The organism is Anoxybacillus ayderensis (assembly GCF_000833605.1).
GTDB classification, from domain to species: Bacteria; Bacillota; Bacilli; order Bacillales; family Anoxybacillaceae; genus Anoxybacillus; species Anoxybacillus ayderensis.
The window spans coordinates 1-25,935 of sequence record NZ_JXTG01000025.1; the positions used below are offsets into that span (position 1 = coordinate 1).

General features: G+C 43.4%; 23 protein-coding genes, 2 rRNA genes, 1 pseudogene and 1 riboswitch. Of the genes and pseudogenes, 22 read left to right on the forward strand and 4 right to left on the reverse strand.

Annotation, left to right across the window (positions count from 1 at the left end; all coding sequences use genetic code 11):
• Both JV16_RS13465 and rrf read left to right on the forward strand, forming a co-directional pair.
• Positions 1 to 352 (forward strand): 23S ribosomal RNA (locus tag JV16_RS13465); the annotation flags it as partial.
• A gap of 233 nt (positions 353 to 585) precedes the next feature.
• A 5S ribosomal RNA gene (gene rrf, locus JV16_RS13470) occupies positions 586 to 702 on the forward strand.
• 128 nt (positions 703 to 830) lie between these two features.
• Here rrf and JV16_RS13475 read toward each other — a convergent pair.
• Positions 831 to 1,220, reverse strand: a complete 390-nt coding sequence (locus JV16_RS13475; protein WP_021095147.1) for an Hsp20/alpha crystallin family protein — start codon at positions 1,218 to 1,220, stop codon at positions 831 to 833.
• Positions 1,221 to 1,373: 153 nt separating this feature from the next.
• A riboswitch (purine riboswitch) is annotated at positions 1,374 to 1,475 on the forward strand.
• Positions 1,476 to 1,583: 108 nt separating this feature from the next.
• On the opposite strand from JV16_RS13475, the gene purE reads away from it, so the two are divergent.
• The 12 genes from purE to purD all read left to right on the forward strand — a co-directional run bounded on the left by purE (position 1,584) and on the right by purD (position 14,227).
• Entirely contained in the window at positions 1,584 to 2,072 is a 489-nt protein-coding gene (purE, locus tag JV16_RS13480; RefSeq protein WP_021095148.1) for a 5-(carboxyamino)imidazole ribonucleotide mutase, read from the forward strand.
• Positions 2,056 to 3,204, forward strand: coding sequence for a 5-(carboxyamino)imidazole ribonucleotide synthase (gene purK / locus JV16_RS13485; protein ID WP_021095149.1), 1,149 nt, complete (start codon positions 2,056 to 2,058; stop codon positions 3,202 to 3,204). Before purE ends, purK begins: the two co-directional genes overlap by 17 nt.
• Positions 3,201 to 4,496 carry an adenylosuccinate lyase gene (purB, locus tag JV16_RS13490; RefSeq protein ID WP_021095150.1) on the forward strand — a complete coding sequence of 432 codons (1,296 nt, stop codon included), beginning with the start codon at positions 3,201 to 3,203 and terminating at the stop codon, positions 4,494 to 4,496. The genes purK and purB overlap by 4 nt, the downstream gene beginning before the upstream one ends.
• Before the next feature lie 66 nt (positions 4,497 to 4,562).
• A complete protein-coding gene (purC, locus tag JV16_RS13495; protein ID WP_021095151.1) occupies positions 4,563 to 5,285 on the forward strand; it encodes a phosphoribosylaminoimidazolesuccinocarboxamide synthase in 723 nt (240 codons plus the stop codon).
• Complete coding sequence (gene purS, locus JV16_RS13500; RefSeq protein WP_021095152.1) at positions 5,273 to 5,527, forward strand: phosphoribosylformylglycinamidine synthase subunit PurS; 255 nt, start codon at positions 5,273 to 5,275, stop codon at positions 5,525 to 5,527. Before purC ends, purS begins: the two co-directional genes overlap by 13 nt.
• The gene (purQ, locus tag JV16_RS13505; protein ID WP_021095153.1) at positions 5,524 to 6,210 is read left to right on the forward strand and encodes a phosphoribosylformylglycinamidine synthase subunit PurQ; all 687 of its coding nucleotides are present in this window, start codon (positions 5,524 to 5,526) and stop codon (positions 6,208 to 6,210) included. Before purS ends, purQ begins: the two co-directional genes overlap by 4 nt.
• Positions 6,194 to 8,416: a phosphoribosylformylglycinamidine synthase subunit PurL gene (gene purL / locus JV16_RS13510; protein WP_021095154.1), complete on the forward strand. Its 2,223-nt coding sequence runs from the start codon at positions 6,194 to 6,196 to the stop codon at positions 8,414 to 8,416. Before purQ ends, purL begins: the two co-directional genes overlap by 17 nt.
• Positions 8,392 to 9,819, forward strand: a complete 1,428-nt coding sequence (gene purF, locus JV16_RS13515; protein WP_021095155.1) for an amidophosphoribosyltransferase — start codon at positions 8,392 to 8,394, stop codon at positions 9,817 to 9,819. Before purL ends, purF begins: the two co-directional genes overlap by 25 nt.
• Positions 9,782 to 10,819, forward strand: coding sequence for a phosphoribosylformylglycinamidine cyclo-ligase (purM, locus tag JV16_RS13520; RefSeq protein ID WP_021095156.1), 1,038 nt, complete (start codon positions 9,782 to 9,784; stop codon positions 10,817 to 10,819). Before purF ends, purM begins: the two co-directional genes overlap by 38 nt.
• A complete protein-coding gene (gene purN, locus JV16_RS13525) occupies positions 10,816 to 11,418 on the forward strand; it encodes a phosphoribosylglycinamide formyltransferase (RefSeq protein WP_021095157.1) in 603 nt (200 codons plus the stop codon). The genes purM and purN overlap by 4 nt, the downstream gene beginning before the upstream one ends.
• A complete protein-coding gene (gene purH, locus JV16_RS13530; RefSeq protein WP_021095158.1) occupies positions 11,396 to 12,931 on the forward strand; it encodes a bifunctional phosphoribosylaminoimidazolecarboxamide formyltransferase/IMP cyclohydrolase in 1,536 nt (511 codons plus the stop codon). The genes purN and purH overlap by 23 nt, the downstream gene beginning before the upstream one ends.
• Positions 12,932 to 12,946: 15 nt before the next feature.
• Positions 12,947 to 14,227 (forward strand): phosphoribosylamine--glycine ligase, encoded by a 1,281-nt coding sequence (gene purD, locus JV16_RS13535; RefSeq protein ID WP_021095159.1) that lies wholly within the window; start codon positions 12,947 to 12,949, stop codon positions 14,225 to 14,227.
• On the opposite strand, the gene JV16_RS16165 is transcribed toward purD, so the two are convergent.
• Positions 14,190 to 14,294 (reverse strand): EYxxD motif small membrane protein, encoded by a 105-nt coding sequence (locus JV16_RS16165; RefSeq protein WP_021095160.1) that lies wholly within the window; start codon positions 14,292 to 14,294, stop codon positions 14,190 to 14,192. The genes purD and JV16_RS16165 overlap by 38 nt on opposite strands.
• A 50-nt stretch (positions 14,295 to 14,344) precedes the next feature.
• Positions 14,345 to 14,608 carry a YgaP family membrane protein gene (locus JV16_RS13540; protein WP_021095161.1) on the reverse strand — a complete coding sequence of 88 codons (264 nt, stop codon included), beginning with the start codon at positions 14,606 to 14,608 and terminating at the stop codon, positions 14,345 to 14,347.
• Between the two features lie 85 nt (positions 14,609 to 14,693).
• Between JV16_RS13540 and JV16_RS13545 the strand changes: the two genes are divergently transcribed.
• The 8 genes from JV16_RS13545 (at position 14,694) to pruA (ending at position 25,582) form a co-directional block, all read left to right on the forward strand.
• The gene (locus JV16_RS13545) at positions 14,694 to 16,436 is read left to right on the forward strand and encodes an adenine deaminase C-terminal domain-containing protein (protein WP_042536303.1); all 1,743 of its coding nucleotides are present in this window, start codon (positions 14,694 to 14,696) and stop codon (positions 16,434 to 16,436) included.
• A gap of 34 nt (positions 16,437 to 16,470) precedes the next feature.
• Positions 16,471 to 17,493, forward strand: coding sequence for a DUF3048 domain-containing protein (locus JV16_RS13550; RefSeq protein WP_042536305.1), 1,023 nt, complete (start codon positions 16,471 to 16,473; stop codon positions 17,491 to 17,493).
• Positions 17,494 to 17,503: 10 nt separating this feature from the next.
• Entirely contained in the window at positions 17,504 to 17,821 is a 318-nt protein-coding gene (locus JV16_RS13555; protein WP_042536307.1) for a YerC/YecD family TrpR-related protein, read from the forward strand.
• Positions 17,822 to 17,883: 62 nt separating this feature from the next.
• Positions 17,884 to 18,579, forward strand: a complete 696-nt coding sequence (pcrB, locus tag JV16_RS13560) for a heptaprenylglyceryl phosphate synthase (protein WP_042536309.1) — start codon at positions 17,884 to 17,886, stop codon at positions 18,577 to 18,579.
• Positions 18,580 to 18,621: 42 nt separating this feature from the next.
• Positions 18,622 to 20,787 (forward strand): DNA helicase PcrA, encoded by a 2,166-nt coding sequence (gene pcrA / locus JV16_RS13565; protein WP_042536323.1) that lies wholly within the window; start codon positions 18,622 to 18,624, stop codon positions 20,785 to 20,787.
• 5 nt (positions 20,788 to 20,792) lie between these two features.
• Positions 20,793 to 22,799, forward strand: a complete 2,007-nt coding sequence (ligA, locus tag JV16_RS13570; protein WP_042536311.1) for an NAD-dependent DNA ligase LigA — start codon at positions 20,793 to 20,795, stop codon at positions 22,797 to 22,799.
• Positions 22,800 to 22,814: 15 nt separating this feature from the next.
• Entirely contained in the window at positions 22,815 to 23,948 is a 1,134-nt protein-coding gene (locus tag JV16_RS13575) for a CamS family sex pheromone protein (RefSeq protein WP_042536312.1), read from the forward strand.
• A gap of 86 nt (positions 23,949 to 24,034) precedes the next feature.
• Complete coding sequence (gene pruA, locus JV16_RS13580) at positions 24,035 to 25,582, forward strand: L-glutamate gamma-semialdehyde dehydrogenase (RefSeq protein ID WP_042536318.1); 1,548 nt, start codon at positions 24,035 to 24,037, stop codon at positions 25,580 to 25,582.
• Positions 25,583 to 25,763: 181 nt separating this feature from the next.
• Here the strand turns inward: pruA and JV16_RS15595 are convergent.
• Positions 25,764 to 25,935, reverse strand: a pseudogene (locus tag JV16_RS15595) (IS1634 family transposase); the annotation flags it as partial.

Genomic DNA, 25,935 nt, shown 5'->3' on the forward strand with positions numbered 1-25,935 from the left:
GGCTGTTCGCCCATTAAAGCGGTACGCGAGCTGGGTTCAGAACGTCGTGAGACAGTTCGGTCCCTATCCGTCGCGGGCGTAGGAAATTTGAGAGGAGCTGTCCTTAGTACGAGAGGACCGGGATGGACGCACCGCTGGTGTACCAGTTGTCCCGCCAGGGGCACAGCTGGGTAGCTATGTGCGGAAGGGATAAGCGCTGAAAGCATCTAAGCGTGAAGCCCCCCTCAAGATGAGATTTCCCATCGCGTCAAGCGAGTAAGATCCCTTGAAGATGACAAGGTAGATAGGTCCGAGGTGGACGCGTGGCGACACGTGCAGCTGACGGATACTAATCGATCGAGGACTTAACTAAGCACACAAGAAAAGCGGAGAACGGTTCTTGACGTAGTCAAGAAAACATCCGACAGAGCCAAAAGCTTTTGACGAAGACGTGCGTGCACGTCGAACGGAAAAAGCGAAGGCGTAGGAGGATGTTAGTTCGAAGCTAGACACAAGAAAAGCGTAGGCGACTACGCAACCCCTGTTATCTAGTTTTGAAGGAATAATCCTTCACGCCTAACATGGCGCTATGAAAAAGCATGTTTGCTCGGTGACGATGGCGGAGAGGTCACACCCGTTCCCATCCCGAACACGGAAGTTAAGCTCTCCAGCGCCGATGGTAGTTGGCGGGACACCGCCTGCGAGAGTAGGACGTTGCCGGGCGGACATAGCAAGTTAGAGAGCATCTCCATTTTGTTCTCTAACTTTTTTTGTCCATGTATTTGCGTTTAACGCTTTTACAATCCTCTCCCCCATAGTGAAGAGCTAACCGATATTGGTTAGCTCATTTTTTATTTAATTTCTACTTTTCTTTTTATATGATCGGGAACGAGGCGATGAAGATGAATAAAAAGTAGCCCATTCTCGTATACAGCGTCGACTTTTTCTCCTACAGGGAAAGGAAGTTGCATGACTCGCTCAAACGGTCCTTGTGTAATGCCTTCTTCAATTAATTCAAACCCTTCAAAATGTAATTGAACGTTCGCTTTGATTTCTAACGTATTATAATGAATATATACTTCCGCATCGTGTACATCCTCTAAACCTGGGATTGCAACGATGACGAGTAATTCATTTTCACGACGATACATATTGATGCCAGGTGTGTGAGAAGAAAAAACGTTTGATGAATTCCAAAAAGGATTAGAAAAAAACGCTTCCCATTGTTTCGTCCAGTCCATTAGTTTTCCTCCTTTCTCTTTTTCTTTTTACTATACGATACAATAAATAAAATGGTGATTTTTAAGTAAAAACCGAACATTAAATATTTCATTTTTAAAAATGTTCGATTTTGTGTTGACATCCATTAAAAATGGTTGGTAAGATGAAAGTAAGTGAATACGTTATGGAACCCTCATATAATTTTGGGAATATGGCCCGAAAGTCTCTACCCAATAACCGTAAATTATTGGACTATGAGGGAAAGGATCTTATTGGCTTTTTTCACCCCATGGGCGAAATATGTCCAGAACGATGCTTTCCCTTATTATCGAGGGCATCGTTCTGGATTTTTTTCTGAATGATAAAAAGAGGTGAAAATATAGATGCAGTCACTTGTAGCTGTTATTATGGGCAGTCAGTCAGACTGGGAAACGATGCGTTATGCGTGCGATATATTAGAAGAGTTACATGTTCCGTTCGAAAAAAAAGTTGTTTCAGCCCATCGTACGCCAGACTATATGTTTGCATATGCCGAATCAGCGGAAGAGCGCGGAATAAAAGTGATCATTGCTGGAGCGGGCGGGGCTGCACATTTACCGGGAATGGTAGCAGCAAAAACGACGCTTCCTGTCATTGGGGTACCAATAAAATCCCAGACGCTCAACGGTTTAGATTCTTTACTCTCCATTGTTCAAATGCCAGGTGGAGTGCCAGTAGCGACAGTGGCAATCGGAAAAGCAGGTGCGATAAACGCAGCGTTGCTTGCCGTTTCGATTCTTGGAACGTATGAGCCAACGTATATGGAAGCATTGCGCAAGCGACGTGAAGCGATTCGAAAACAAGTGATGGAAAGTAGTGATCAGCTTGAATAAAACGATTGTTCCAGGTCAAACGATCGGTATTATTGGTGGAGGACAACTAGGAAGAATGATGGCGATTGCGGCAAAAGAGATGGGATTTTTTGTGGCAGTACTCGACCCTACCCCACAATCTCCGTGTGCTCAAGTAGCTGATATTGAAATTGTTGCTTCATATAGCGATGAAGAAGCGTTACATCAATTAGCTGAAATAAGTGATGTCGTTACGTATGAGTTTGAAAACATTGATGCCGACGCATTAAAACGGTTGGCAAAGAAGGGATACGTGCCGCAAGGAAGCGAGTTGCTTGCTATGACACAACATCGCTGGAAAGAAAAACGAGCCGTTCAGTCTGTAGGCTTACCTGTTGCGCCTTATCGTCTCGTACTTAAAGAAGAAGAGTTAGAAGAAGCGATTCAAGAGATTGGTATTCCATCTGTGTTGAAAACGTGTCGGGGTGGATATGATGGGAAAGGGCAAGTTGTCATTCGTTGCTTAAATGATATAGGTACCGCACGTTCCCTTTTAACTTATGGTGAGTGTGTATTGGAAGCATGGATACCGTTTGTAAAAGAGTTATCTATTATCGTTGCCCGAAATGTTTCTGGTGAAATGGCGCTTTTTCCTGTCGTTGAAAACATTCATCGCGACAACATTTTGCATGAAACAATTGCTCCTGCCCAAGTTAGTCGTTCAATTATCGAACAGGCAGAAACATATGCGAAACAGTTAGCAGGAGCGTTCCAACTCGTTGGCACGTTAGCAATTGAAATGTTTTTGACAAAAGACGGGCAATTATATGTTAACGAACTTGCCCCTAGACCGCACAACTCAGGTCATTATACAATAAACGGTTGTATCACATCGCAATTTCAACAACATATTCGTGCTGTGTGCAATTGGCCGCTTGGCAGTACGAAATTATTAAAACCTTCAATTATGGTCAATATTTTAGGAGAACATGTTGACGACGTGATCCGAAACATCGATCAATTTCGTGATGCTCATGTTCACTTTTATGGAAAAAAAGAAGCGAAGCCGAAGCGGAAAATGGGGCATATCACGTGGTTAGTTGACGATGTCGATGAGGTGCAACGAAAAATAGACGAATTTGCGATTTGGACAGATCGGAGGATGAACGTATGATTGAACGTTACACAAGACCGGAAATGGGAGCGATTTGGACGGAGGAAAACCGGTTTCGTGCTTGGTTAGAAGTCGAAATTTTAGCGTGTGAAGCATGGGCAGAATTAGGTGTCATTCCGAAAGAAGATGTGGAAAAAATTCGTCAACATGCATCATTTAACATTGAACGTATTAAAGAAATTGAAGAAGAAACGCGCCATGATGTTGTTGCCTTTACGCGTGCCGTATCAGAGACGTTAGGAGAAGAGCGAAAATGGGTACATTACGGCCTTACATCTACGGATGTCGTTGATACAGCATTATCGTATTTACTAAAACAAGCAAATGAAATTTTATTGCGCGATTTAGAAAATTTTATTGCGGTATTAAAGGAGAAGGCGATCGAACATAAATATACGGTGATGATGGGGCGGACACACGGTGTGCATGCTGAACCGACAACGTTCGGATTAAAATTGGCGCTTTGGTATGCAGAAATGGAGCGAAATTTGGAACGTTTTAAGCAAGCGGCGGAAACCGTGCGCGTTGGAAAAATTTCTGGTGCGGTTGGCACGTATGCAAACATTGATCCGTTTGTCGAACAGTACGTATGTGAAAAACTTGGCTTACAGCCTGCACCAATTTCAACGCAAACATTGCAGCGTGATCGTCATGCGCACTACATGGCGACGCTCGCTTTAATTGCGACATCCATTGAAAAATTTGCAGTTGAAATTCGTGGATTACAAAAAAGTGAAACGCGTGAAGTGGAAGAATTTTTTGCAAAGGGACAAAAAGGCTCATCAGCTATGCCGCATAAGCGCAATCCGATCGGTTCAGAAAACATGACAGGCATGGCGCGCGTCATTCGCGGCTATATGTTAACTGCCTATGAAAATGTACCGCTTTGGCATGAACGCGACATTTCACACTCGTCTGCGGAGCGTATTATTTTACCGGATGCAACGATCGCTCTAAACTACATGCTTCATCGTTTTACAAACATTGTGAAAAACTTGACGGTATTCCCTGAAAACATGAAGAAAAATATGGATCGTACCCTGGGACTTATTTATTCGCAGCGCGTATTATTGGCGCTTATTGATACAGGGATGACGCGCGAGGAAGCATATGATCTTGTACAGCCGAAAGCGATGGAAGCGTGGGAAAAACAAGTGCCGTTCCGCTCGTTAATTGAAGCAGACGAAGTAATTACAAGTCGTTTAACAAAGGAACAAATCGCAGATTGCTTTGATTACAACTATCATTTAAAACATGTTGATACGATTTTTAGCCGACTTGGTTTGCAGTAGGTAAGGCAGATTGCCTTACCTATATATAAAAAGTTGCTAATATTCTGGATAAATGGGGGAGAGAACATGGAAAAGCAACACCTTCTATATGAAGGAAAAGCGAAAAAAGTGTATGCAACAAATGAAAAAGGGATGTTATGGATTGAATATAAAGATGAAGCAACGGCATTTAATGGTGAGAAAAAGGCAACGATTGCTGGAAAAGGGAGATTAAATAACGAGATTACGAGTTTACTATTTTCCTTGTTGCATGAAGCGGGTGTGAACAATCATTTTATTCGTAAAATATCTGACACCGAACAGCTTGTGCGACAAGTGACGATTATTCCCCTCGAAGTTGTTGTCCGCAATATTGTCGCCGGTAGTCTAGCGAAACGAATCGGTCTTCAGGAAGGGGCCGTCATCGAGAAGCCGATTGTAGAATTTTACTACAAAAATGACGACTTAGGCGATCCTCTATTAACAGAAGATCATATCGCTCTGTTGCAGCTTGCTACCCCCGATGAGCTCGTGCACATGAAGCAAATGGCGTTTCGCGTGAACGACATTTTAACTTCTTTATTTCGCTCGTGTGACTTACAGCTTGTCGATTTTAAATTAGAGTTTGGAAAAGATGAAACGGGGGCGGTGTTGCTAGCGGATGAAATTTCCCCAGATACGTGTCGATTATGGGATGTACACACGAAAGAAAAATTCGATAAAGATGTATTTCGCCGCGATTTAGGCGACTTAACAGAAACATATACGAAACTTTTACAACGATTAGGAGGATTATCATGTATAAAGTAAAGGTGTATGTCACATTGCGTGAAAACGTATTAGATCCACAAGGCAATGCGGTAAAAGGAGCACTTCATACGTTAAACTACTACGAAGTGCAAGACGTACGAATCGGAAAGTTTATGGAGCTAGTAGTGGAAAAAAGTGACCGCGATATTGATACAGTCGTGAAGGAAATGTGCGAAAAACTGTTAGCGAATACGGTCATTGAAGATTATCGCTATGACATTGAGGAGGTCGTCGTGCAGTGAAATTTGCGGTCGTTGTATTTCCGGGCTCTAATTGCGATGTTGACATGTATCATGCGATTGCGGACGAATTAGGGGAAGACGTAGAATACGTTTGGCATGATGCCCATTGTTTAGATGAGTTTGATGCGATTCTTTTGCCAGGTGGTTTTTCATACGGAGATTATTTACGATCTGGAGCGATTGCGCGCTTTTCTAACGTAATGAAAGCGATCAAAAAAGCAGCAGATGAAGGAAAACCGATTTTAGGTGTATGTAACGGATTTCAAATTTTACTCGAAGCGGGTCTTCTTCCAGGGGCAATGCGACGCAACGATACGTTAACGTTTATTTGTCGTCCAGTCAAACTTCGCGTTGAAAATAACGAAACGATGTTTACATCACAATACGAACCCGGGGAAGTGATTACCATTCCGATTGCGCACGGGGAAGGAAACTATTATTGTGACGAACAAACGTTACAACAGCTTATTGCCAACAATCAAATTGTTTTTCGATATGAAGGAGAAAATCCAAACGGTAGCTTACAAAACATTGCAGGGATTGTGAATGAAAAAGGAAATGTACTTGGGATGATGCCGCACCCTGAGCGTGCTGTTCATGAACTGCTTGGCGGAGCTGACGGGCTAAAACTGTTTCAATCAATCGTGACATATTGGAGGGACGCACATGTCGTTACTACTTGAACCAAGTCCAGCAATGATTAAAGAACAAAAATTGTATCGAGAAATGGGGTTAACGGACGAAGAATTTGCGATGGTTGAACGCATCCTTGGTCGTCTCCCGAATTATACGGAAACGGGCATTTTTTCTGTGATGTGGTCGGAACATTGTAGCTATAAAAACTCGAAACCTGTATTAAAGAAGTTTCCAACGGAAGGAAAACATGTATTGCAAGGGCCAGGAGAAGGGGCAGGTATTGTAGATATTGGAGATGGATTAGCCGTTGCATTTAAAATCGAAAGCCATAATCATCCGTCTGCGATCGAGCCGTATCAAGGGGCGGCGACGGGCGTTGGGGGCATTATTCGCGATGTGTTTTCGATGGGAGCGCGACCAATTGCGTTATTAAACTCGCTTCGCTTTGGCGAATTAACGTCACCGCGTGTGAAATATTTATTTGAACGCGTTGTCGCAGGTATTGCTGGGTACGGAAACTGCGTCGGCATTCCGACAGTCGGTGGTGAAGTACAATTTGATGCTGCATATGAAGGAAATCCACTTGTGAATGCGATGTGTGTTGGGCTCATCCGGCATGAAGATATTCAAAAAGGAATTGCTGCAGGCGTTGGAAATACGGTCATGTATGTCGGTGCGAAAACGGGACGTGACGGCATTCATGGAGCGACATTTGCATCCGAAGAATTAACGGAACAATCTGAACAAAAGCGTCCAGCTGTTCAAGTCGGGGATCCGTTTATGGAGAAATTGCTTCTTGAAGCTTGTTTGGAAGTCATTCATTCCGATGCGCTCGTCGGCATGCAAGATATGGGGGCGGCAGGTTTAACAAGTTCGTCAGCGGAAATGGCAAGCAAAGCTGGCTCTGGAATCGAACTGAACTTAGATCTCGTTCCACAGCGTGAAACAGGAATGACGCCGTATGAAATGATGCTATCTGAATCGCAAGAGCGCATGCTTCTCGTTGTTAAAAAAGGTCGCGAACAAGAAATGATAGATGTGTTTGCGAAATATGGGCTAGAAGCAAAAGCGATTGGACGCGTAACAGATGACCGTATGTTGCGCTTGTATCACCGCGGAGAAGTCGTCGCAGAAATTCCGGTTGATGCACTAGCTAAAGATGCTCCTGTATATTATAAGCCATCGAAAGAACCGACGTATTATCGCGAGTTTCAGACGATGGAATACGTACCGATCATTCATAACTATGAAGAAACATTGCTTGGGTTATTAGGTCAACCGACGATTGCAAGCAAACAATGGGTATATGAACAATACGACTATATGGTTCGAACAAACACAGTTGTTGCGCCAGGATCTGATGCAGCCGTTTTACGTATTCGCGGCACGAATAAAGCGTTAGCGATGACGACCGATTGTAATTCTCGCTACGTTTATTTAAATCCAGAAGTCGGTGGAAAAATTGCGATTGCGGAGGCAGCGCGCAACATCGTTTGTTCAGGGGCTCAGCCACTTGCTGTCACGGATTGCTTAAATTTCGGTAATCCAGAGAAACCAGAAATTTTTTGGCAACTTGAAAAAGCAGTAGAGGGAATGAGCGAAGCGTGCCGTGTACTTGAAACGCCCGTGATTAGTGGAAATGTATCGCTTTATAATGAGACGAACGGCGAAGCGATTTATCCGACACCGATTGTCGGCATGGTTGGGGTCGTTGAACATATCAGCCATATTACGACACAAACATTTAAACAACCTGGCGACTTGATTTATGTCATTGGGGAAGCTAAGCGAGAATTTGGCGGGAGCGAGCTACAAAAATGGTTAACAGGCCGCATTTTCGGTAAAGCTCCAACGATTGATTTACACGTTGAGGCGACAAGACAACGACAGCTTCTCACTGCTATTCGGGCGGGAGTTGTGGCCTCTGCGCACGATGTATCCGAGGGTGGTCTAGCGGTTGCGCTTGCGGAATGTTTAATCGATGCCCAAGGTTTAGGTGCACGTGTGACGATTAGTGGCGACGTCGTTTCTGAACTGTTTAGTGAAACGCAATCCCGCTTTGTTGTTTCTGTGAAAAAAGAACATCAACAATCATTCGAACAACTCGTTCAAGCAGTATGTATCGGGGAAGTGACAAATGACGAGACGCTTCATGTGACAAGTGGAGATGCATGCATTCTCCGCGTCTCAGTAGAAACGATGCGAAATGTATGGAAAGGAGCTATTCCATGCTTGCTGAAATCAAAGGATTAAACGAAGAGTGTGGGATTTTCGGTATTTGGGGACATGAGGAAGCAGCGACGTTAACGTATTACGGGCTGCATAGTTTACAACATCGCGGGCAAGAAGGTGCGGGCATTGTCGTTGGAGGAAACGGAACGCTCCAGTTTCATAAAGGCCTCGGTTTAGTGACGGAAGTGTTTAGTCGCGGAGAGTTAGAAAAACTAACGGGCATGGCTGCTATCGGCCACGTCCGTTACTCTACTGCAGGTGGGGGCGGATATGCGAATGTTCAGCCGCTTTTGTTTCGTTCGCAAGGTGGTAGTTTAGCGCTTGCGCATAACGGAAATTTAGTGAATGCCGATGAATTACGCTTTCGTTTAGAGCAACAAGGGAGCATTTTTCAAACGACGTCTGATACCGAAGTGCTTGCTCATTTAATTAAGCGCAGCGGCGAACCAATTTTAAAAGAACGAATTAAAGAAGCGTTGACGCATTTACGTGGCGCTTTTGCTTTTCTCATTTTGACGGAAACAGAAATGTATATCGCTCTTGATCCACATGGTTTCCGTCCTTTATCGCTTGGGCGCTTAGGTGAGGCATACGTTGTAGCATCGGAAACGTGTGCGTTTGATGTCATTGGTGCCACATATGAGCGAGAAGTGGAGCCGGGAGAACTCATTATGATTAACAAACAAGGTATTCGTTCTGAGCGTTTTGCTCCGAGGGTTTCTCGCTCCATTTGTAGCATGGAATATATTTATTTCGCTCGTCCTGACAGCAATGTGGATGGCATTAACATTCATACAGCACGGAAAAATCTCGGGAAGCAGCTCGCATTTGAAGCACCTGTTGAAGCCGATGTTGTTACAGGTGTACCGGATTCGAGCATTTCGGTGGCGATTGGCTACGCGGAAGCGACAGGCATTCCGTACGAATTAGGGCTTATTAAAAATCGTTATGTTGGTCGGACGTTTATTCAACCGTCTCAAGCACTTCGTGAACAAGGGGTAAAAATGAAATTATCGCCTGTTCGTGGAGTTGTAGCCGGCAAACGAGTTGTGATGGTTGATGATTCAATTGTGCGTGGAACGACGAGCAAGCGTATCGTACGTATGCTTCGAGAGGCAGGGGCGACGGAAGTACATGTGCGCATTAGCTCACCGCCAATTACGCATCCATGTTTTTATGGGATCGATACGTCAACAAAAGATGAGCTTATTGCTGCTAGACACACGATTGAAGAAATTCGTCAGCTTATTGAAGCGGATTCCCTCGCCTTTTTAAGTCAAGAAGGACTTTTGCAGGCGATTGGGAGATCAAACGATTCAAAGAACTGCGGACAATGTTTAGCTTGTTTCACTGGACAATATCCGACAAGGATTGGAGGGGAGCACGTTGGCGCATGCGTACAAACAAGCTGGAGTGAATATTGAAGCTGGGTATGAAGCAGTAGAACGAATGAAAAAACATGTCGCTAAAACTGCCCGAATCGGTGCATTAGGAAGTTTAGGTGGTTTTGGAGGAATGTTTGATCTATCTTCGCTCGGTTATAAGCAACCTGTCCTTGTATCAGGAACGGACGGAGTTGGGACGAAGTTGATGATTGCGTTCGCTTTCGATCGGCACGATACGATCGGGATAGACTGCGTAGCCATGTGTGTAAATGATATTGTCGTACAAGGGGCGGAGCCTCTTTTCTTTCTCGACTACATTGCTTGCGGAAAAGCGGTGCCAGAAAAAATCGAGCATATTGTAAAAGGAATTGCCGATGGCTGCGTCGAAGCAGGGTGTGCGCTCATTGGAGGAGAAACAGCAGAAATGCCGGGCATGTATGCCGAAGATGAATACGATGTAGCAGGTTTTGCGGTTGGAGTAGTAGAAAAAGAAAAATTAGTGACAGGAGATACGATTGTTCCTGGCGATGTGTTGATCGGTTTAGCTTCGAGCGGTTTGCATAGCAACGGCTATTCGCTCGTGAGAAAAATTATAAAAGATGCGAACTTGCAATTGGATCACGTATATGAACCATTTGCTCGCCCGCTTGGCGAAGAACTATTAACCCCTACGCGCATTTACGTTCGAGCAGTGCGCGAAGCGTTAAAACAATTTCATATAAAAGGGATGGCACATATTACAGGTGGCGGTTTTATCGAAAACATTCCACGCATGTTACCAAACGGATTGCAAGCTGAAGTCGATTACGGTTCATGGCCCATTCCAGCCATTTTTAACTTTTTACAACAACATGGACAGCTACAACGAATGGAAATGTTCAATATTTTTAATATGGGTATCGGTTTTGTGTTAGCTGTCGATAGCGACATCGTGCCAGATGTTGTGCAGTTGCTTGAATCGTGCGGAGAGAAAGCGTATATCATCGGTCGAATAAAAGAAGGATCGGGTGTATCGTTTGCTGGAGGAAAAGTGGAATGAAGCGAATAGCGATTTTTGCCTCAGGAAGCGGAACGAATTTTCAAGCGATTGTTGATGCAGTGAAGAAAGGAGAAGTGCAAGCGGAAGTTGCGCTTCTCGTATGTGACCGACCGCATGCAAAAGTGATTGAGCGAGCGATTCGTGAACACGTTCCGCTGTTTGTTTTTAACCCTAAACAATATGAAACGAAACAGCAGTTTGAACGTGAAATTTTAAAACAACTACAACAAAAGGAAGTTGAATGGATCGTTCTTGCGGGTTATATGCGACTGATCGGTTCAACGCTTTTGCAGGCGTATCCAAACAAAATTGTAAATATTCATCCGTCTCTTTTACCAGCGTTTCCGGGTAAAGATGCGATCGGTCAAGCGTATCGTTACGGTGTGAAAGTGACGGGGGTAACGGTGCATTATGTTGATGAAGGAATGGATACAGGACCGATCATTGCGCAACAAGCGCTATACATTTATGATGGGGAGCCATTAGAAAGTGTTGAACGTCGCATTCATGAAATAGAACATACGTTGTATCCACAAGTCATTCAACAATTGTTGACGGAGAAAGGGAGTACAAATCATGAAAAAACGAGCGATCATTAGCGTATCAAATAAAAAAGGAATTGTTACGTTTGCTAAACAACTAGTTGAGTTAGGTGTTGAAATTATTTCAACGGGCGGAACGAAGCGCGTATTAGCAGAGCATGGCATTCCGGTCGTAAGCATTTCTGATGTGACAAACTTTCCAGAAATTTTAGACGGACGTGTGAAAACACTTCATCCAAACATTCACGGTGGACTGTTAGCTGTTCGAGATGATGAAACGCATAAAAAACAGTTGCAAGAGCATGCCATTACGCCAATTGACTTTGTTGTTGTCAATTTATATCCATTCCAAGAAACGATCGCCAAGCCAAACGTTCCGTTTATGGAAGCGATTGAAAATATCGATATTGGCGGTCCGACTATGCTGAGAGCGGCGGCGAAAAACCATGCTTATGTCACAGCTGTCGTCGATCCTACTGACTATGAGTTAGTCATTGAACAGCTCAAACAATATGGCGAAGTATTGCTTGAGACGAGACGGGCATTAGCTGCGAAAGTATTTCGCCATACAGCAGCATATGATGCGATGATTGCGCAATATTTGACAAACATTGTTGGAGAAACGTATCCGGAAACGATGACGATGACGTTTGTGAAAAAACAATCGTTACGATACGGTGAAAATCCGCATCAAACGGCTGCATTTTACGAAAAACCGCTCAGCTCACCGTTTTCTATTGCAGCAGCAAAGCAGTTGCACGGAAAAGAGTTGTCGTACAACAACATTAACGATGCCAACGCAGCGCTACAAATTGTTGCGGAATTTGCCGAACCGGCAGCGGTGGCGGTGAAGCATATGAATCCGTGTGGAGTGGGTGTCGGTGAAACGATCGCTGAAGCGTTTCAAAAAGCTTATGAGGCTGATGCGACGTCGATTTTTGGCGGCATTGTGGCGTTAAATCGTGAAGTTGATGAGCAAACGGCCGCGAAGTTAAACGACATTTTTTTAGAAATCGTTATCGCCCCGTCATTTACAGAACAAGCGCTAGACATTTTAACGAGAAAGAAAAACATTCGTTTGTTAACTGTTGATTTCCAAGCAGAGCGGAAACAAGAGCCGTTTATCGTATCGGTGCGCGGCGGATTGCTCGTCCAAGATGAAGATACATATACAATTGATGATGCAACGCTGCAAGTCGTGACAGAAAGGAAGCCGACCGAAGAAGAATGGGCGAATTTAACGTTTGCTTGGCGTGTGGTGAAGCATGTCAAGTCGAATGCGATTGTACTAGCAAAAAACGGAATGACGATTGGTGTTGGCGCTGGACAAATGAATCGTGTAGGAGCGGCAAAAATTGCGATAGAACAAGCTGGTGAGCATGCGAAAGGCGCTGTATTAGCCTCTGATGCTTTTTTTCCGATGAGCGATACCGTTGAGGCCGCTGCACAGGCGGGAGTGACTGCCATTATTCAGCCAGGCGGCTCGATTCGTGATGAAGATTCCATTCAAAAAGCAAATGAATATGGAATTGCAATGGTATTTACAGGGGTTCGTCATTTTAAACATTAAAGGGGGCGACAACGGATGAAAGTGCTCATTATCGGACGTGGCGGTCGCGAGCACGCGCTTGCATGGAAAGTATCGCAAAGTCCACGTGTCAATCATGTATATGTGGCGCCTGGAAATGACGGAATGAATTCGATTGCTACGTGCGTTCCAATTTCAGAAACTGATGTCGAAGCGCTCGTGCAATGGGCGAAAAAAGAAGCGATCGATTTGACGATCGTTGGTCCAGAAGCACCGCTATTAGCTGGTATTGTCGATCGTTTTGAAAGGGAAGGATTGCGCATTTTTGGTCCGAAACAAAAAGCCGCATTAATCGAAGGAAGCAAAGCGTTTGCGAAAGAAATCATGAGAAAATACAACATCCCAACCGCAAATTATGCGACGTTTACAAATTACGAGGAAGCTGTTCATTATGTGCGTGAACAAGGGGCTCCGATTGTCATTAAAGCGGATGGACTTGCTGCTGGAAAAGGTGTAACGGTGGCGATGACGATCGACGAAGCGCTTCATGCGTTGCATGATATAATGGTTGCAAAAAAGTTCGGTGAAGCTGGTGCACAAGTTGTTATTGAGCAATATTTACAAGGTGAAGAATTTTCACTTATGGCGTTTGTGCATAGAGAACACGTTTATCCGATGGTTATTGCGCAAGATCATAAGCGTGCGTTTGATGGCGATCAAGGACCGAACACAGGGGGGATGGGCGCCTATTCTCCTGTTCCGCAAATAAGTGAACAAACTGTTTATGCAGCAATTGAAACAATTGTAAAGCCGACAGCGAAGGCATTACTACAAGAAGGATGTGCATTTACAGGATTTTTATATGCCGGATTAATCGCAACAGAGGAAGGACCAAAGGTAATTGAGTTTAATGCGCGATTTGGTGATCCAGAAGCGCAAGTCATTTTACCGCGGTTAAAAAATGATCTTGTTGAAGTAATCGTTTCGCTTTTAGAAGATCAACCGATTACATTACATTGGAGCGATGAAGCAACCGTTGGGGTTGTTTTAGCGGCGAAAGGATATCCTGAACAATATGAAAAAGGCGCTGTTATTCGAGGGCTTGAACAAGTAACGAAAGCGCAAATTTTCCATGCTGGCACGAAGCGTATAAACGATGAGTGGGTAACAGATGGGGGACGAGTGCTCCTTGTTGTTGCGAGCGGAAAAACATTAAAAGAAGCACAACGTCTTGTGTACGAAGAAATGCAACATATTGAATGCGATCAACTGTTTTATCGGCGTGATATTGGCCATAAAGCTATCGGGCACGTCGCTTGCGAACATATACAAAACTAAGTGCAACGAAGCTGCCGATTAAAAGAATAAGAATGAAAAACGTATCTGTTATATATTCAGCAATCATATTCGTTCTCTCCTTTTTTACCCCCTTGTACGTGTACAAGGGGGTTATTGTTACGAAGGGTTGACTGGTTCAATCGGAATCGCTTTTTCGTTCTGATCGTTGTGATCACATTGGCATTGATACCGTTCAAATAACGCCATGACAGGACAGAAACGAACAATACCTTCCGCAATTTTCATTGCAGCGAGCATGATGACCCATATATACGATTCGCGCCACGGCTTGCGAGAAAGACTTGCTGTTGCCCAAGCAAGCATTGTAAACCCGAATGTAATGCGAATCATCGCGTTAATGACACCGATGTTTTGTTTCATGTGAATCCTCCTTTTTGTTTGTGAAATTCGCTTTCATCCGTTAAAATGTGTATAGATGATGGTACGATTTAGGAGGAAAGCGATCATGATGGAAAAACGATATCGATGGAAAAGTGAACAAATTCGCAAACACGTTGCGATAGTTGACGGAAAGCAAGCGCCAACAAAAGTGTTAATGAACGCAACATATTTACATCCATACATACGTCAATGGGTGCAAGGGAACGTATGGATTTGCGACGACCGGATTGTGTACGTCGGTCCAAATAAACCGAAGCAATTAAATTCATGTGAAGTCATCGACTGCACGAATCAAGTGCTCGTTCCTGGCTATATTGAGCCTCATGCTCATCCGTTTCAGTTATATAATCCCCAAACGCTTGCTGAATATGCAGCGCAGTTCGGTACGACAACACTGATTAACGACAATTTATTTCTTTTTTTACAGTTGACAAAAAAGAAAGCGTTTTCTTTTTTGTCCGCTATGGAAAAACAACCGGTGACGATGTATTGGTGGTGCCGACTTGATCCCCAAACAGAAATGGAAGGAGAAGAACATCTTTTTTCATATAAAAACATGAAAGGATGGCTTGAAAACGATGCGGTGTTACAAGTCGGTGAATTGACTGGATGGCCAAAACTGTTAGAAGGGGATGATTTCGTTCTCCATTGGATGCAAGAGGCGAAAAAACTTGGTAAAAAAGTGGAAGGTCATTTTCCCGGCGCCTCAGATCGTACGCTGACGAAAATGAAGTTATTTGGGGCGGATGCTGATCATGAATCGATGACCGGAAACGATGTGTATAAGCGATTAATGCACGGGTATACCGTATCATTGCGTCATTCGTCCATCCGACCGGATTTGCCGACATTGCTTAAAGAGATGAAACAATTCGGTATTCATCATTACGATCAATGCATGTTTACAACAGACGGATCGACGCCTGCCTTTTATGAAAAAGGATTGATCGACGAAATGATTCGCATCGCATTGCAAGAAGGAGTACGTGACATTGATGCATACAGCATGGCCACATGGAACATCGCTCGTTATTACAATATCGATCATTTGCACGGAAGCATTACGCCAGGGCGCATTGCGCATATTAACATTCTTGAACATGCGTCAAATCCGACACCGATCTCTGTTTTAGCGAGCGGACAGTGGGTCAAACGTGATGGTGTACCTGTCTCTGCTTTTTCAGCCGTTGAATGGGACGTACATGGTCTTGCGCCGCTCTCTTTATCTTGGGATTTACAGATGGATGATTTGCAATTTTCGATGCCATTAGGGATGTACATGGAAAACTCAGTCATTATTAAGCCATATTCGATTTCGATTGATACATCTGCTGATGAGTTATCAATCGATCACGATGAAAGTTTTTTAATGCTTATTGATCGTCACGGAAAATGGCGTGTAAACACCGTATTAAAAGGGTTTGCGACACATGTGCAAGCACTTGTTAGCTCGTATTCAAATACAGGAGATATTCTTTTGATCGGAAAAAGTAAACGCGATTTATTGGTTGCATTTGAACGGATGAAACAAATGGGAGGCGGCATTGTGTTATGTGAACACGGGGAAGTCATCCACGACATTTCCCTTCCATTAGGCGGATTAATGTCAGCGAAGCCGATGAAAGAGCTAATAGAAGAAGAAAAAACGCTTGGAGAGTTGTTGCGAGCGCGTGGCTATACGTTTGTTGACCCGATTTACACTTTGCTCTTTTTATCGTCGACACATTTACCTTACATTCGTATCACACCAAAAGGAATTTACGATGTGATGCATAAAACAGTACTCTTTCCAACAATAATGCGTTAAAATATAAAAGGGACGAAAACGAAAGGTTGGGTTCATGTTGCGGCGATTATTTTTTCTATTTATGATCATGGCGGTGTTTTTGTTTAGCATCGGATGTCAACGTACAGAGTCAAATGTAAAAGAAAACAAGTCCCCACCGACAACAGTCGAACAGGAAAATAAAAAAGAAACAAAGGAAACATCATGGACGTTTCCGTTAACAGGCATGCCAACGAATGAAAAAACGATGCAACGAGCTGTGGCGGTGATGATTAATAACTATCCTGCCGCACGACCTCAATCGGGATTACACAAAGCAGATATCGTATATGAAGTGCTTGCGGAAGGAGATATTACACGGCTGTTAGCCATTTATCAAAGCGAGCAACCTGAAATCATTGGCCCTGTTCGAAGCGCAAGAGATTACTTTATTCAATTAAGCAATGGCTTTCATGCTTTATATGTCTGTCACGGATGGAGTCCAGAGGCGCAGACGTTGTTAAAGTCTGGTGCTGCGGATTATGTCAATGGACTGTTTTACGATGGAACATTGTTTTGGCGAGATCGCACACGAAAGGCACCGCACAACTCGTACATTTCCTTTGAAAATATTAAAAAAGGTGCTGAAAAAAACGGCTATGCGTTCGAAGAAGAAGTCAGACCGCTACCATTTTTCACAAACGATTTGACAAACGCTGTAAAAGCGACGAATATTGATGTGGTGTACTCTAAACGATCGTATGCTCACGTTCATTATGCGTACGACGGAACGAAATATGTTCGTTCGAGCGGTGGAGAGCCGACAGTGGATCGGGAGACGAACACACCGATTGCGGTAGAAAATGTGTTCGTCGTTGAAGCGACGCATCAAATTATTGACGACTATGGTCGAAGAGACATTGACTTTACATCAGGTGGAAAAGGGTATTTATTTCAAGAAGGAACGATGCAGGAAGTGGAGTGGAAAAATATTGACGGACGCCTCCTTCCTTATAAAGACGGTGTTCCGCTCGGATTTACCCGAGGAAAAACGTGGATTCAAGTCGTTCCGGACTTAAAGCAAGTACAATATGAATAGGGGGACGTATATGCAAATTAATAAATTGCGAGGCAGAGAGCTTGACCAGTTATTTCGCGCGATTTTGTCATTGAAAGATTTAGAAGAATGTTATCGTTTTTTCGATGATTTATGTACCGTCAATGAAATACAAGCGCTTGCGCAACGGTTGGAAGTAGCTCGTATGTTGCGCGAGGGATATACGTATCATAAAATTGAAACAGAAACAGGGGCAAGCACAGCGACTATTTCACGCGTAAAACGTTGCTTAAACTACGGAAATGATGCGTATGCGATGGCACTCGACCGCATTTATAATGAACAACAAGAGGGGGCTGGCTCACAATGAGTCAGCTTCTTTTTACGATTTTTTGTTATGATTTTTGTTATAATGAGATGAGGTGAAAAAACATGAATGAGATAACAACATGGCGCCATGTGTTTAAATTAGATCCGAATAAAGAAATAACAGATGAACAATTAGAACAAGTATGCGAATCAGGAACGGATGCGATCATTGTTGGCGGAACAGACGGTGTGACGCTTGAAAACGTCATCGATTTGCTTGCGCGCGTGCGCCGTTTTTCCGTTCCATGTGCATTAGAAGTATCAAATATTGAGGCGATTACACCTGGGTTTGACTATTATTTCATTCCAATGGTGCTAAATAGCCGTGATCTGACTTGGTTAATTGATTTGCATCACGAAGCGGTCAAACAGTTTGGTGACTTAATTAATTGGGAAGAACTGTTTGTTGAAGGGTATTGTATTTTAAATGACGAATGTAAAGCGGCATCATTAACAAGTGCACGAACGAATGTAACAGAAGAAGATGTCATTGCATATGCTCGAATGGCGGAACATATGTACCATTTTCCAATTTTTTACATGGAATATAGCGGGCGATACGGAGATGTGGCGCTTGTAGAGAAAGTGAAACGGACGCTAGAACGCACCCGTTTGTTTTATGGCGGTGGCATTCATACACCTGAACAAGCGAAAGAGATGGCGATGTGGGCCGACACGGTCGTTGTAGGAAATGCGATTTATACAAATTTACAAATGGCGTTACAAACAGTCGAAGCGGTAAAAGGAAAATCGGCATAAATGGAGAATAAAAAAGAGAACATATGTTTTGGTGGTGAAAAAATGAGTATGTCAGCACATATGCTGTTGGAAGGATTAAATGAAAAACAAAAAGAGGCTGTGAAAACGACGGAAGGTCCGCTTTTAATTATGGCGGGGGCAGGAAGTGGAAAGACGCGCGTGTTAACGCATCGCATCGCTTATTTAATGGCGGAGAAAGATGTTGCTCCATGGAACATTTTAGCGATTACATTTACAAACAAAGCAGCGCGTGAAATGAAAGAACGTGTAGAACGAATCGTTGGAAAGCAAGCGGAAGATATATGGATTTCTACGTTTCACTCGATGTGCGTTCGCATTTTGCGACGCGACATCGATCGGATCGGCATTCATGCTAATTTTTCCATTCTGGATCCAACCGATCAATTATCCGTGTTAAAACATATTTTAAAAGATCGCAATATTGATCCAAAAAAATATGATCCACGTGCGCTTTTAGGTACAATTAGCAGCGCGAAAAACGAATTGATGACGCCAGAAAAATATGCCGACCAAGCGGCAAGTCCATATGAGAAGCTTGTCGCGGATGTGTATAAAGAATATCAAAAGCGATTGTTGCGCAATCATGCCCTTGATTTCGATGACTTAATTATGACGACGATTCAACTATTTCAACGTGTTCCGGAAGTGTTGGAATATTATCAACGAAAGTTTCAGTACATTCATGTCGATGAATATCAAGATACGAACCGCTCGCAATATTTGCTCGTGAACATGCTTGCGAAACGATTTCAAAACTTATGTGTGGTCGGCGATTCTGATCAATCGATTTATCGTTGGCGCGGTGCCGATATTAGCAACATTTTATCGTTTGAAAAAGATTATCCGAACGCCAAAGTCATTTTGCTTGAGCAAAATTACCGCTCGACGAAACGTATTTTACAAGCAGCCAATGCAGTTATTGAGCATAACACGCAACGAAAACCGAAAAAGCTTTGGACGGAAAATAGCGAAGGACATGCACTTGTGTATTATGAGGCGATGACGGAAGTAGATGAAGCGCAATTTGTCGTTGGAAAAATTAAAGAATATGTCGATGCAGGAAAACGAGCGTATAAAGATTTTGCTGTTTTATATCGAACGAATGCGCAATCGCGCGTGCTTGAAGAAATGTTATTAAAGGCGAATATCCCATATAAAATTGTTGGCGGTTTAAAATTCTATGACCGAAAAGAAATTAAAGATATTTTAGCTTATTTACGCTTAATTGCGAATCCGAATGATGACATTAGTTTTACACGCATTATTAACGTTCCAAAACGCGGCATTGGGGCATCAACAATTGATAAAATTGCAGCATATGCTTCTAGCCGAGGAATATCGATGTTTGATGCGCTCGGTTCTATTGAAGAAATGGGAATTAGCGCTCGCATCGCTGCACCGCTCGTGCAATTTCGCGAACAAATTCATCATTGGAGCCAAATGCAACACTATTTATCCGTCACGGAGCTTGTCGAAGATGTGCTCGACCGTTCAGGTTATCGCGATATGCTTCGTGAAGAAAAAACGTTAGAGGCACACAGTCGACTTGAAAACATTGACGAGTTTTTATCAGTTACTCAACATTTTGAACAAGTAAACGAAGATAAGTCGCTCGTTGCCTTCTTAACGGACTTAGCGCTTGTTGCGGATATCGATCAGCTTGATAATGATAATGAAGGGCAAACAAACGATGCGGTTGTTTTAATGACACTTCATTCTGCAAAAGGATTAGAGTTTCCTGTCGTCTTTTTAGTCGGACTCGAAGAAGGGATCTTCCCGCATAACCGCTCATTAAACGATGAAGATGAAATGGAAGAGGAACGACGTTTAGCGTATGTTGGCATTACGCGTGCGGAAGAAGAACTTTTTTTAACGCGTGCGCATATGCGTACGTTATTCGGGCAAACGCATGTTAACGCCCCATCTCGTTTTATTGATGAAATTCCTGAAGAGCTCATTGAATATGCACATAAACGAGTGAAACAACAGGCGACATCTCAACGTCCATCTACCATGTTGCAAGGAGGATGGCGCGTAGGAGATAAGGTGAGCCATAAAGTGTGGGGCATTGGGACAATTGTGCGCGTAAAAGAAAGCGATGGTGATCAAGAGCTAGATGTCGCTTTTTCAAGCCCAATTGGCATTAAACGACTATTGGCGAAATTTGCTCCGATTACGAAAGTGTAGAGAGGATGAAGAACGTGGCACAACACGACGTTGAAAAGCAAATTGCCGAATTGCGCCAACAAATTGAGAAATATAACTATGAATATTACGTATTAGACAAACCTTCTATTTCTGATGCCGAGTACGATGAATTAATGAGAAAATTGATGGAGTTAGAGGAACAATATCCAAAATATAAAACACCGGATTCTCCGTCGCAACGCGTTGGCGGAGCGCCGTTAGAAGCGTTTGCAAAGGTGCTTCACCGCGTGCCGATGCTTAGTTTAAGCAACGCTTTTCATGAAGGGGATTTACGAGATTTTGACCGCCGTGTGCGCCAAGAAGTTGGTGACGTCCGTTACGTATGTGAATTGAAAATTGACGGTTTAGCCGTATCGCTCCGTTATGAAAATGGCTATTTCGTACAAGGAGCGACACGCGGAGATGGAACGACTGGAGAGGATATTACAGAAAATTTAAAAACGATTCGCTCATTGCCGCTTCGATTGCGTAAACAAGTGTCGATTGAAGTGCGTGGAGAAGCGTATATGCCGCGAAAATCGTTTGAAAAGCTAAATGAAAAGCGCAAAATGAACGGAGAAGAATTGTTTGCTAATCCGCGCAACGCGGCAGCCGGATCGCTTCGTCAGCTTGATCCAAAAGTCGTCGCGTCCCGTCAGTTAGATATATTTGTATATCATGTCGTCAATGCAGAAGAGCTCGGATTCGTTTCTCATAGTGAGTCGCTTAATTATTTAGACGAGCTCGGATTTAAAACAAATCCGGCTCGGCAAGTATGCGAAACGATAGATGATGTACTTTCTTACATTGAACAGTGGCATGAGCGACGCGCGTCATTGCCGTATGATATTGATGGAATCGTCATTAAAGTAGATGCGTTTGCGCAACAAAAGCAACTAGGAGCGACAGCGAAAAGTCCACGCTGGGCCATTGCTTATAAATTTCCGGCTGAAGAAGTTGTGACACAACTTGTTGATATTGAGCTAAGTGTCGGTCGAACAGGTGTGGTCACTCCAACAGCTATTTTACAGCCTGTGCGTGTGGCAGGTACGATTGTACAGCGTGCATCGCTCCATAATGAAGACTACATTCGTGAAAAAGATATTCGTCTTGGCGATTACGTCGTCATTAAAAAAGCGGGCGATATTATTCCAGAGGTTGTGCGTTCATTGCCAGAGCGGCGAACAGGACAAGAGAAGCCGTTCGATATGCCGACGCATTGCCCAGCATGCGCGAGCGAACTCGTTCGTCTCGATGATGAAGTCGCGCTTCGTTGCGTCAATCCGCAATGTCCGGCACAAATTCGAGAGGGACTTACTCATTTCGTTTCACGCCAAGCGATGAATATTGACGGATTAGGCGAAAAAGTGATCGCTCAACTATTTGAACACGGTCTCGTTCGTAGTGTGGCGGATTTGTATACGTTAACGAAAGACAAACTTGTCGCGTTAGAACGAATGGGAGAAAAATCAGCAACAAACTTACTGCAAGCGATTGAAACATCGAAACAAAATTCACTTGAGCGCTTATTGTTCGGGCTTGGTATTCGCCACGTGGGCGCAAAAGCGGCAAAAACGTTAGCGGAACATTTTGAAACGATGGAACGTCTTCAACAAGCGACGAAAGAAGAACTAACAGCCATTCATGAAATTGGTGAAAAAATGGCGGACTCAATTGTGACGTATTTTTCAAAAGAAGAAGTAAAGCAATTGCTTGAACGTTTGCGAGCATATGGCGTCAATATGACGTATAAAGGTGCGAAGCGGACAGCGGATATAAGCTCAACGTTTGCTGGGAAGACGTTTGTTTTAACAGGCACATTACAATCAATGTCGCGGAGCGAAGCAAAAGAAAAAATTGAAGCACTAGGTGGAAAAGTGACAGGAAGTGTCAGTAAAAAAACAGACGTTGTCGTTGTAGGTGAAGACGCTGGATCAAAATTAGAAAAAGCGAAACAGCTTGGCATTACGATTTGGGATGAAGCGCGTTTTCTTCAAGAAATACAACAATAAAAGCAGGTGTGAATGATGAAAAGGCTGATCATATTGCTCACTTGTACGCTTCTTACTTTGTCAGCATGCGCGCCAAAATTTAATCAAGAAGAGCAAGTTGTGCAAGAAACAGATAATAAAAAACAAAAGGCAATTATTCCAAAGTACAACATTTCTAACTCGTATTATCGCACAATTTTACCGTTTCAACCCGGAGAGGCGCGGGGACTTGTCGTTGAAAATGTGAATACACGATTAGATATGGATGAATTTGAACTCGGTTTAATGCGCATCGCACAAGACAAGTTTTCTCCGTCACAATATTTATTTCAACAAGGGCAATATTTAGATCGAAAAACGATTGAGTCTTGGCTCAAACGAAAACAAGGAAATGGAGAAGGGTTGAATCCTGCGCTCGGAAGTGAAGGGACAAATGAAGAAAAAAATAAAAAGCATCCACTTTACATTTCTCATATTTTAGAGCACAACTACTTAGTAAAAAAAGGAAATGATAAGGTGCAATTAGGTGGAGTCGTCATCGGGCTTGCGATGAATTCTGTCCATTACTATGAAACAGAAGAAGGATATCCACGTGAAGTAAAAATTTCGAAAAGCGATATGGAGAAGGAAGGGAAAAAAGCAGCAGAAGAAATTGTTTCTCGTTTACGTCAAATCGATGGATTAAGAGAAGTGCCGATTGTTGTTGGCTTATTTGAACAACAACCGAAATCGTCCATTGTTCCAGGACACTTTTTTGCGGTTGGTTATGTCGATAAAGGAAGTAACGCCATTCAAGATTGGGAAAAAATAAATGAAGAATATTACGTGTTTCCATCGGATGAAGCGGAAAAAAATCATCGCGATGATTTAGTCAAGTTTTTAAATTTGAAGTCAGATATTGAAGAATTTTTCCCAAATTACACGGGGGTGATCGGCCGGGCATTTTACCGCGATGACCAACTACAACAATTGACAATTGACATCGTTATGCAGTTTTACGGAAAAGCAGAAGTTATTGGATTTACGCAATACGTCACAGGTCTTCTTATGGAAAAAATGCCTGATTATATGCCAATTTCCGTTTACATTTCTTCCGTGCGCGGACCGGAAAGTATTATTATAAAAAGCCCAGACAAAAATGAACCGTTTGTTCACATCTACCAACCATAAAAAATTTGAATATGTATGCTCCATCCGTTAGAATGAAATTGTGTGCATGAAAACGCTTTTGTAATTTCAACAAAGGGGGCTTACATATGGTACAACCTTACAAACACGAACCATTTACAGATTTTACAGTCGAAGCAAACAAAAAAGCGTTTGAAGAAGGATTGAAGACGGTACAAGCTTATCTCGGTCAAGATTATCCGCTTGTCATTGGTGGAGAACGAATCATGACGGAAGATAAGATTGTTTCGATCAACCCAGCGAATAAAACAGAAGTTGTCGGTCGCGTAGCGAAAGCGAATAAAGATTTAGCAGAAAAAGCGATGCAAACAGCCGATGCGGCGTTTACATGGTGGAGCAAAACAAAACCAGAAATGCGCGCAGACATTTTATTCCGCGCCGCAGCGATTGTGCGCCGTCGCAAACATGAGTTTTCCGCATTGCTTGTGAAAGAAGCAGGGAAGCCGTGGAAAGAAGCAGATGCAGATACTGCTGAAGCGATTGACTTTATGGAATATTATGCTCGCCAAATGTTGAAATTAAAAGACGGCATTCCTGTGGAGAGTCGTCCGGGAGAAACAAACCGTTTCTTCTACATTCCGCTTGGCGTTGGCGTTGTCATTTCGCCATGGAACTTCCCATTTGCGATTATGGCGGGAACGACAGTCGCAGCGCTTGTGACAGGAAATACGGTGCTTTTAAAACCAGCAAGTGCAACACCAGTCGTTGCTTATAAGTTCGTGGAAGTGTTAGAAGAAGCAGGTCTTCCAGCAGGTGTATTAAACTACATTCCGGGAAGCGGTGCGGAAGTAGGCGATTATTTAGTCGACCATCCGCGCACACGTTTTATTAGCTTCACAGGCTCACGCGATGTCGGCATTCGCATTTATGAGCGTGCCGCTAAAGTGCATCCAGGACAAATTTGGCTCAAGCGCGTCATTGCGGAAATGGGCGGAAAAGACACGATCGTTGTTGATAAAGAAGCAGACCTTGAATTAGCTGCACAATCGATTGTGGCATCGGCATTCGGTTTCTCTGGTCAAAAATGTTCAGCATGCTCGCGCGTTGTTGCGCTTGAAGACGTATACGATCAAGTATTAAACCGCGTCGTCGAGTTAACGAAACAATTAAAAGTCGGCAATCCAGAAGAACAAAGCACATTTATGGGACCGGTTATCGATCAATCGGCATATAACAAAATTATGGAATATATCGAAATTGGTAAGCAAGAAGGCAAGCTTATGACAGGCGGCGAAGGAGACGACTCGAAAGGCTTCTTCATCCAGCCAACCGTGTTTGCCGATGTCGATCCGAAAGCGCGCATTATGCAAGAAGAAATCTTCGGTCCAGTCGTTGCTTTCACAAAAGCGAAAGACTTCGACCATGCGCTGGAAATCGCCAACAATACAGAATACGGCTTAACAGGCGCTGTCATTTCAAACAACCGCTTCCATTTAGAAAAAGCGCGCGAAGAGTTCCATGTTGGCAACCTTTACTTCAACCGCGGCTGCACAGGAGCGATCGTCGGCTACCACCCATTCGGTGGGTTCAATATGTCTGGAACAGACTCGAAAGCAGGTGGCCCAGACTACTTACTTCTTCATATGCAAGCAAAAACAGTATCAGAAATGTTTTAATGGAAAACCCCTCTTGGCGAAAATGCTAAGAGGGGTTTCAAATATGAACGTTAACTCATATTTCGCACCTTGGTAGAGCGGAACAAAAGGATTTTTTATTCAGTTTTTTAGAATAACTTTTAAACCAACACCAAAAGCGATGGCATCCTTTTTTTACCATCTCTGATCGTTCTTTATCCCGTTAGACGTAAATGCTCTCGTCCATCCCTAATCCTTGCAAAATCCTTCGCTGCTCGTACGTGAGCGGTTGACCTAACGCGCGTTGAATTCGTCCATCCGGCAGTTCCAACAGGACGACTCTGACATACCAAAATAATTGAAAAATCGCTTGTCCGGTCGGTCGGGTCAGTTTC